Source organism: Gammaproteobacteria bacterium (assembly GCA_028817255.1).
GTDB classification, from domain to species: Bacteria; Pseudomonadota; Gammaproteobacteria; order Porifericomitales; family Porifericomitaceae; genus Porifericomes; species Porifericomes azotivorans.
The window spans coordinates 1-7,647 of record JAPPQA010000029.1 but is presented as its reverse complement, the minus strand read 5'-3'; the positions used below and the strand labels follow the sequence as shown (position 1 = coordinate 7,647).

The 7,647-nt window shown below is 65.2% G+C and carries 9 protein-coding genes; 1 reads left to right on the top strand and 8 read right to left on the bottom strand.

Features of this window, described 5'->3' with window-relative positions; genetic code table 11:
- Positions 1–199: 199 nt before the first annotated feature.
- Positions 200–1,354: a tRNA epoxyqueuosine(34) reductase QueG gene (queG, locus tag OXU43_01605; GenBank protein ID MDD9823867.1), complete on the top strand. Its 1,155-nt coding sequence runs from the start codon at positions 200–202 to the stop codon at positions 1,352–1,354.
- A 109-nt stretch (positions 1,355–1,463) separates the two neighbouring features.
- Here queG and OXU43_01600 read toward each other — a convergent pair whose 3' ends face one another.
- The 8 genes from OXU43_01600 to OXU43_01565 form a co-directional block, all read right to left on the bottom strand.
- Positions 1,464–1,760, bottom strand: a complete 297-nt coding sequence (locus OXU43_01600; protein ID MDD9823866.1) for an RNA-binding protein — start codon at positions 1,758–1,760, stop codon at positions 1,464–1,466.
- Positions 1,761–2,503: 743 nt separating this feature from the next.
- Positions 2,504–2,701: a hypothetical protein gene (locus OXU43_01595; GenBank protein MDD9823865.1), complete on the bottom strand. Its 198-nt coding sequence runs from the start codon at positions 2,699–2,701 to the stop codon at positions 2,504–2,506.
- 23 nt (positions 2,702–2,724) lie between these two features.
- Entirely contained in the window at positions 2,725–3,690 is a 966-nt protein-coding gene (locus OXU43_01590; protein MDD9823864.1) for a dihydroorotate dehydrogenase electron transfer subunit, read from the bottom strand.
- Positions 3,687–4,985 carry a dihydroorotase gene (locus tag OXU43_01585; GenBank protein ID MDD9823863.1) on the bottom strand — a complete coding sequence of 433 codons (1,299 nt, stop codon included), beginning with the start codon at positions 4,983–4,985 and terminating at the stop codon, positions 3,687–3,689. The genes OXU43_01590 and OXU43_01585 overlap by 4 nt, the downstream gene beginning before the upstream one ends.
- Entirely contained in the window at positions 4,982–5,950 is a 969-nt protein-coding gene (locus OXU43_01580) for an aspartate carbamoyltransferase catalytic subunit (protein MDD9823862.1), read from the bottom strand. The genes OXU43_01585 and OXU43_01580 overlap by 4 nt, the downstream gene beginning before the upstream one ends.
- Entirely contained in the window at positions 5,947–6,465 is a 519-nt protein-coding gene (pyrR, locus tag OXU43_01575) for a bifunctional pyr operon transcriptional regulator/uracil phosphoribosyltransferase PyrR (protein ID MDD9823861.1), read from the bottom strand. The genes OXU43_01580 and pyrR overlap by 4 nt, the downstream gene beginning before the upstream one ends.
- Positions 6,458–6,907: a Holliday junction resolvase RuvX gene (gene ruvX, locus OXU43_01570; protein ID MDD9823860.1), complete on the bottom strand. Its 450-nt coding sequence runs from the start codon at positions 6,905–6,907 to the stop codon at positions 6,458–6,460. The genes pyrR and ruvX overlap by 8 nt, the downstream gene beginning before the upstream one ends.
- Entirely contained in the window at positions 6,873–7,433 is a 561-nt protein-coding gene (locus tag OXU43_01565) for a YqgE/AlgH family protein (GenBank protein ID MDD9823859.1), read from the bottom strand. Before OXU43_01565 ends, ruvX begins: the two co-directional genes overlap by 35 nt.
- Between the last annotated feature and the right edge of the window lie 214 nt (positions 7,434–7,647).

Genomic DNA, 7,647 nt, shown 5'->3' with positions numbered 1-7,647 from the left:
ACATCGGGCTGGCGCCCTCGTCTTGCCGACTCCCCCTCAAGGGGGGAGTGATGCATATGATCCGCTTTTCTTGCCCTCGATTGCGTAACGGCTGGGGGCGGCGCGCCTCCGGTCGCGGCCCCCTGCGGAGATGCGCTATGATGTGCAATCTGCGCCGGGCGGCGGCAAGGGCGGCACGAAGACCGGAGGACAAGAGCATATGGGGAGAAGGATCGCGTCGGATCGGGCATCTTTGCCGAAAGATGCGGTAGAACGGCTCCGGTCGTGGTGCCGCGAGCTCGGCTTCGATGCGGTCGGGGTCTCTCGTTCCCGGCTCAGGAAATACGAGGCCCGGCTGTGCAGATGGCTGGACGCCGGGATGCACGGAGAAATGGCTTATATGCAGGCGCATGGCGTCAAGAGGAGCCGTCCCGCCGCGCTGGTGCCGGGCACCGTCAGCGTCATCTCCGTCAGGATGAACTACCTGCCCGCCGACGCCGCCGACCCGGGGGAGGTGTTGCGCCGCCCGGAAAAGGCCTATATCTCCCGATACGCGCTGGGGCGCGACTATCATCGGCTGATCCGCAAGCGTCTGCAGAATCTGGCCGATCGGATCACCGGGGCTTTCGGGCAGTTCGGTTACCGCGCCTTCTGCGACAGCGCGCCGGTGCTGGAAAAGCCGCTCGCCGAGCAGGCCGGCCTCGGCTGGATCGGCAAGCATACCGTCCTTATTAACAGAAATAGCGGCTCTTGGTTCTTCCTCGGCGAACTGTACACCGACCTGCCGCTGCCCCCGTCGGAGCCGGCGAGCAGCCACTGCGGCAGTTGCCGCCGCTGCCTCGATATCTGCCCGACCGGGGCGATCGTCGCGCCCTACAAGCTGGATGCGAGGCGCTGCATTTCCTACCTCACCATCGAGCTGAAGGGCTCGATCCCGGTCGAATTCCGCCCCCTGCTCGGCAATCGCATCTACGGCTGCGACGATTGCCAGTTGATATGCCCCTGGAACCGCTTTGCCAAGTATTCCCGGGAACCGGGTTTTCGCCCCCGGCACGACCTGGATTCCGCCGGATTGCTGAACCTGTTTCGTTGGAACAGCCAGGAGTTCGAGCGCCGGCTTGCCGGGTCGCCGATACGGCGGATCGGTTACCGGCGCTGGCTCAGGAATATAGCGGTTGCGCTCGGCAATGCGCCTTATCGCGAGGACATCGTCGCCGCGCTCGCCGCCAAGCGGAATCACCCCTGCGATTTGATTCGGGAGCACGTGCGATGGGCATTGCGGACGCAGGCCGCCTCCAGGAAGGGCGGCTGGCGGCCTGGCTCCGTCGGTCTGTCGGCCCCGCAAGCTCCCGCGTTGCAACTTCCGCCCCGCTGAGCGCCCCGCCGCTCCCGTCGCGGAGGGCGGGGCGGGGCCGGTTTCGAGCCCGAAGGAAACGCTGGCGCCTTGCGGGCGCCGGCCCCCCCGGTCGTTACCAGGACTTTCCTTACCAGGACTTGTTGCGTTGCGGCTGGCGATTGTTGCCCTGTGGCGGACGCTCGCCCCGCGGCCGCGCCTGGTTGACCTTCATCTTGCGCCCCGAGTAAGTCTTGTCGTTGAGGGCCTTGATGGCCTTGTCCGCATCCGCGTTGTTCGGCATTTCGACGAAACCGAACCCCCTGGACTGGCCTGAGAACTTGTCCGTTATCAGGTTCACGCTGGAGACTTCTCCGAACGGCGTAAAGATATTCCTCAACTCCTCTTCCGTTACACTGTAGGGAAGATTGCCCACATACATATTCATTGCTGGTTCACTCTTTTTCGCTGTGCGTCAAAGGAAGGACGCCGCAGGCCAATTGACACACAAGTCAACCTGCGACGGACGGCCCGTAAGGCCGATTCGGGAAATTCGGTGCGCTCCGGCAGCGGCTCGCGGTCGCTGCCGTCCGCGGGAGTGCAGGGAAATTGGCTCCGGGAGCGCGGGCGGCGCGCCTCCCGGGCGGCAATCCTTCCGCGGCTAATGGCGCGCTGGGACAAGAATAGTCCCGGTCGCCGGGGGGAAAATCATCTTTTTTTCGTATTGACGAACCGTTTTCGGGGGAGAAAACTGCCAATGCGAGGGGACGGGAGGCAGGGAAGCCTTTCTCTCCTTTGTTGCCGAACCGGGACACGAGCCGGAAAAAGGATGTCCGCTCCCCCCGGTGCGGAATAAAGAAAAAGACGGAACCGGGTCGGCAGGACGGCCACCGTTTTCCACCCGGGCTTTTCTTCAGGGAGCGAAGCTTGACGCCAGGGACGGCTACCTTTTCCCCGGATTCCGACAAAAGCGGCGGCGACAAAAGCGGCGGCATTGAAAATAGGGGAGGGGAGAGAATTGAAGAATTCCGCAGCAGGAGGAAGAACAGAAGGGGAGGGAGATAAATAGGGAAAAGGGACCGTTTCGGTCCCTTTTCCCCCGGTTGACCTTGAGACGATGTTACTTGTTGTTGATGTACATCGTCACTTCAAAGCCGAAGCGAATGTCGTTGCTCTCAGGGGTTTCCCACTTCATTGTTTGTTTCCTCCAGTTTCAAAAACGGCCCCCGGCCTATCCGGGGCGTTGGCGGTAATAGTTGCATACGCCGTGCCAATAGTCGGCAAAGCCCTGCTTTGCAGTGCATCCGCGGCATTGACCGCTTGGCCGGCGGCCGCAACCTTCCAGGCGGGAAAGGCTGTTGCGGTCGGAATCTGGTTATATTTAGCCATCTAATGTGGTTTATATCGTGCTTTCAGCCGCCTGTGCGCTTTGCGGCGCCGGGCGCCGGGGGCGCCCCGGCGGCGGACGCCGTGCCGCCGCGCTCCGCGGCGGGGTACGCCTGACGGCCGTCAAAGACCGGGCCGTCCACGCAGACGCGCATCATTCGCCTTTCCCCTGCCGCCGTTATCGGTATGGCGCAACCGGCGCACCCCCCCGTGGCGCAGGCCATATGCTCCTCTACCGCGATTTGGCAGGGCAGGCGGTAGTCCCTCGCCAGCTGCACCGCGGCGGCGAGCATGGGCTTGGGGCCACAGGCAAAGAGCTCCACTTCCTGCAAGCGTTCCTGGTCCAGGGCGCGCAGCCAATGACGGCCCAGCTCGGTGACGTGTCCCTCGAAACACCCCGGCCGCCCCTGGTTGCTGGCAAGCCTGCTGGCGAATCCCAAATCTTCCAGCAGCGGGACGCAGGCGGTCACATGCGGCGGGATGCCGGTCGCCATCCGGGCCGAAGGGCGGGGGCGGAACGGGAAGGGCAGTTCCGAACCGATCAAGACCAGAGGCTGCCGGCGGCTGTGGGCCAGGGACTCCGCGAGGAACAGAATCGGCGGCATTCCCAGCCCGCCTCCGATCAGCAGCGGCCTGGGGCGCCCCTCCGTCACCCGGAACCCCCGGCCTGCCGGACCGAGCGCGCGGATCGTTTCCCCCGGCCCGCGCGTTGCCAGCAGCCGCGTCCCGCGCCCTACGATTTTGTAGAGGATCTCCGCCTGGCCGCTGCGCTCGTCCGCGCGCAGGTAGGACATGGGACGGGGCAGCGGCAATTGGGGGTGGCACTGGATGTGGGCGAACTGCCCGGGCGCCGCCCCTTGCGCCAATGCGGGGGAATGGAGCCGCAACAGATATTGCTCTGCGCCGCAGTGCCGGTTCTCCAGTATTTCCGCCTCCGTCGGGCGGATCGCGGCGCCCGGGCGGTCGCTGGGGCTGTCGCCCGGTTCCTTCATGGGGTTGCGGGGGGTTCCCGGCGATAGACCGTTTTGCCTCCCAGCAGGGTATGCGTGACCTGGCCCTTCAGCCGCCACCCGGAAAAGGGCACGTTGCTGCCGGCGGTTTGCAATACCTCCGGCCGCACCGTCCACTCGGCGCCCGGGTCGAAAATACAGATATCCGCCTTGTTTCCCGGCTCGAGCCTGCCGCCCCCGACCCCGAGGATCTCCGCCGGCTTGCTGGAGATGGCCGCCAGCGCCCGCCCCCGGTCCAGCGCCCCTTCCTCCGCCAGGCGAAACATCAGCGGCAGCAACAACTCGAGGCTGGCGGCCCCGGGTTCCGCGGCGGCCAGCGGCCGGGATTTCGCTTCCCTGCCGTGCGGTTGGTGATCGGAGCAAGCGCAGTCAATAACTCCCGTCGCGAGTCCTTCGCGCAGGGCGGCCCGGTCGCTGTCCCCCCGCAGGGGAGGCGCCAGGTAATAGTCGGGGTCGAACGAGGCCAGCGCCGCGTCCGTGAGGAAGAGATGCGGGACGGCGACATCCGCGGTCACGGGCAACCCCCGCGCCTTTGCCTCGGCGATCATGGCCACCGCCCGCCCGCTGGCGATGCGGCAGCAGTGGAGCCGCGCGCCCTCTATTTGCTCGAGCAGCAACAGCGCGCGGCTCAGGGCCACGGTCTCGGCGGTCTCCGGGATTGACGGCAGGCCGAGGCGGGTGCCCGTCTCTCCTTCGTGCACCAGACCGTTGCCTCTCAGGGACGGGTCTTCGCAGTACAGAAAGACGCCGATTTCGCAGGTGGCCGCGTACTCCATGGCCCGGCGCAGCATCTCCGAGTCGCCCGCGGGGGCGAGGGCGTTGCTTACGCCTACGCATCCCGCCTGCTTCAGGGCATGCATGTTCGCCAGGCATTTCCCCTCCAGCCCCTTGGTAAGGGCGCCCAGGACGTAGATCTTCGTCCGCCCCACTTTCGCATTGCGTCGGCGGATGAGCTCGACGATGGAGGGAGCGTCAATCGCGGGGTCCGTGTCGGGCGGGCAGCACAGCGCGGTAACCCCTGCCGCCGCCGCCGCGCAGGACTCGCTTTCGATAGTTGCCTCGTGTTCCTTGCCCGGCTCCCGCATCCGCGCGCACAGATCGACCAGGCCCGGAAGCACGAACTGGCCGGCGGCGTCTATTTCCTCGTCGGCAGTGAAGTCCGGCGCCGCGCCGGCGCCGACCCCGACGATCTTGCCGGCAGCGATGCGCAACTCCGCCCGTTCGGCCCTGTCTCCGCCGGGCGCCAGGATGCGCCCATTCGTTATTTTCAGCCTCATTCGGGGCGCTTTCCCGCCGCGCCCATGGCAAGGGCCATGACTGCCATGCGCACGGAAATGCCGTGTCCCACCTGCTCCAGGATGACCGATCTGGTCCCCTCGGCCGTTTCGGAATCAATCTCGATTCCCCGATTGATCGGCCCCGGGTGCATGACGATGGCGTCCGGACTGGCCGGGGCCAGCCGCTCCTGCGTCAGGCCGTAGCGCTGGAAATATTCGCTCTCGTCGGGCAGGAAGGAACTGCGCATGCGCTCCCGCTGCAGGCGCAGGGGCATGATCACGTCCACGCCGCGCAGGCCGGTTGCCAAATCGTGATGCACCCGCACGCCCATGCCCTCGATCCCGCGCGGAATCAAAGTCTTGGGGCCGATGACCCGAATCTCCCGCACCCCGAGCAGGCGCAGGGCCTCGATCTCGGAGCGCGCCACCCGGGAATGCGCGATGTCTCCCACCAGCGCCACGCGCAGGGAGGCCGGCGACGGCTTGTGCCGGAGTATCGTGAAGGCGTCCACCATGGCCTGCGTGGGGTGGGCGTGGCAGCCGTCTCCCGCGTTGATCACGCTGACCCGCGGCGATACCCGGGAGGCGATAAAATGGGCCGCGCCGCTGTGAGGATGCCGGATGACGAACATGTCGCAGCGCATCGCTTCCAGGGTTTTCAGCGTATCCAGCAGGGATTCGCCCTTGTTCGTCGCCGAGTTGCGCGCATCTATGTTGATCACGTCCGCGGAAAGGCGCTTGGCGGCCAGCTCGAAGGTGGTCTGCGTGCGGGTGCTGGGCTCGAAAAACAGATTGGCGATGGTTCTGCCGCGCAGGAGGGGGATCGTCTTCACCGCTCGTTGGCCCGTCTCCGTGAACGAAACGGCGAGCTCCAGGATCTCTTCCAGATGTTCCCGCCGGAGTCCCGTAATTGATAGGAAATGCCTTAATTTTCCGTCGGCGGACAGTTGAATGTTGCCGTTCACGCTGCCTTGACGAGAAGCAGGCTCAGGGGGGTCGGCCCGTCGAGCTTCAGGTGTTCGTTCCCCGCCACCTGCATCTTTTCCCCCACAAAGTCAGGCTGTATAGGCAATTCGCGGCCCTCCCGGTCGAATAAAATGGCAAGGGAAACGCTGGTCGGGCGTCCGTAGTCGAAGATCGCGTTCAACGCCGCGCGTATGGTGCGCCCGGTGTGGATCACGTCGTCCACCAGCACCACGCGCCGGTCTTCCACCGGTAGCGGCAACCGGGTCGGCGTGACCTTGGGGGATATCCCGATGCGGCTGAAATCGTCCCGGTAGAAGGCGATATTCAACTGGCCCATGTCGTAATCCAGGCGTTCCCGGAGTTTTTCCGCCACCCACACCCCGCCGGTATGGATCCCGACCAGCAATGGGCGCTCGCATTCGAGGCGTTCCATGTGGCGGCCGATGTCGGCGGCCATCCGGCGCGCCAGCCGCTCGATTTCGGCGCTGTCCTTGCAGGGAGACTGCTCAAGCATCGGGGAGTTCGGCGGTCGCGCCGGTCAGCCAGGCCTCCAGGATCACTTGCGCGGCGACCGCATCCAGGGCCGCGCGGCGCGCCCTGCCCCAGCCGCGGGCCTCGATCGTGGACAGCCTTTCGTCCACGCCGTACACGGGGAGTCCGTACCGGCCTTGCAGTTGCCGCATGAAGCGGCGCGCGTCCCCCGTCAGCGGCTGCTCCTTGCCGTCCATAAGCAACGGCAACCCTACGACCAGCGCATCCGGGCGCCATGACCGGATCAGCTGGGACAAGGCATTCCAGTCGGGTCTCCTCTTTACAACGTTCAGGACAGTCAGCGGGCTCGCCGTGCGGGTAACCGTCTGCCCTACCGCTACGCCGATTCTCTTGCGCCCATAGTCCAGCCCCAGAAGAGTGAGATCGTTCTCAAGCGTGCCCGGCCTGGAAGGAAAGTTCTCCAATATCAATTCCCAGCGATTCTACCGCCATGGCCCAGCGCTTCTCCGAGGGCGCCTTGAATATCAGGCTGGAGTCGCAAGGCGCGTTGAGCCAGGAGTTTTCCCCGATCTCCTGCTCCAGTTGGCCGGCGTCCCAGCCCGCGTAACCCAGCGCGATAAGAGAGCGTTGCGGCCCTCTGCCCTCGGTGATCGCCTGCAGGATGTCGCGGGAAGTGGTCATGCCGATGTCCTCCGATATCTTTATGGAGGAATCCCATGATTTCTTCGGCTCGTGCAGCACGAAGCCGCGGTCTGTCTGCACCGGGCCGCCCCCGTAGATCAAGGTCTTGCCCACGGCTTCGTTCGCGGGCTTCAGGTCCATCTGGGGCAGCACGTCTTTCAGGGACAAACCCAGGGGGCGATTGATGACGATCCCCATCGCGCCCTCGTCGTTGTGAGCGCAGATATAGGCGACCGTGCGGTGGAAATTCGGATCTGCCAAGGCCGGCATGGCAATCAGCAGTTGGTTGGTGAGATTGATTGCCGACATATTTGCGCTCTCCGATGCAAGCGGACCTTGGTGTAGGCGGCGAGACTACCATAACCCCCGCGCCGGCGTCCACCGCTTGCGAGCCGCGCATATATAAAAGCGCGAAAAATCAAAGACTTGCGCGCCGCTAAAAACCCCATGTCGTTCCGGCGCACCCGCCGGCATTCCCGCTCGCGGGGGGAGTGTTGAGGAGACCGCTTGCGTTTCGCTACGC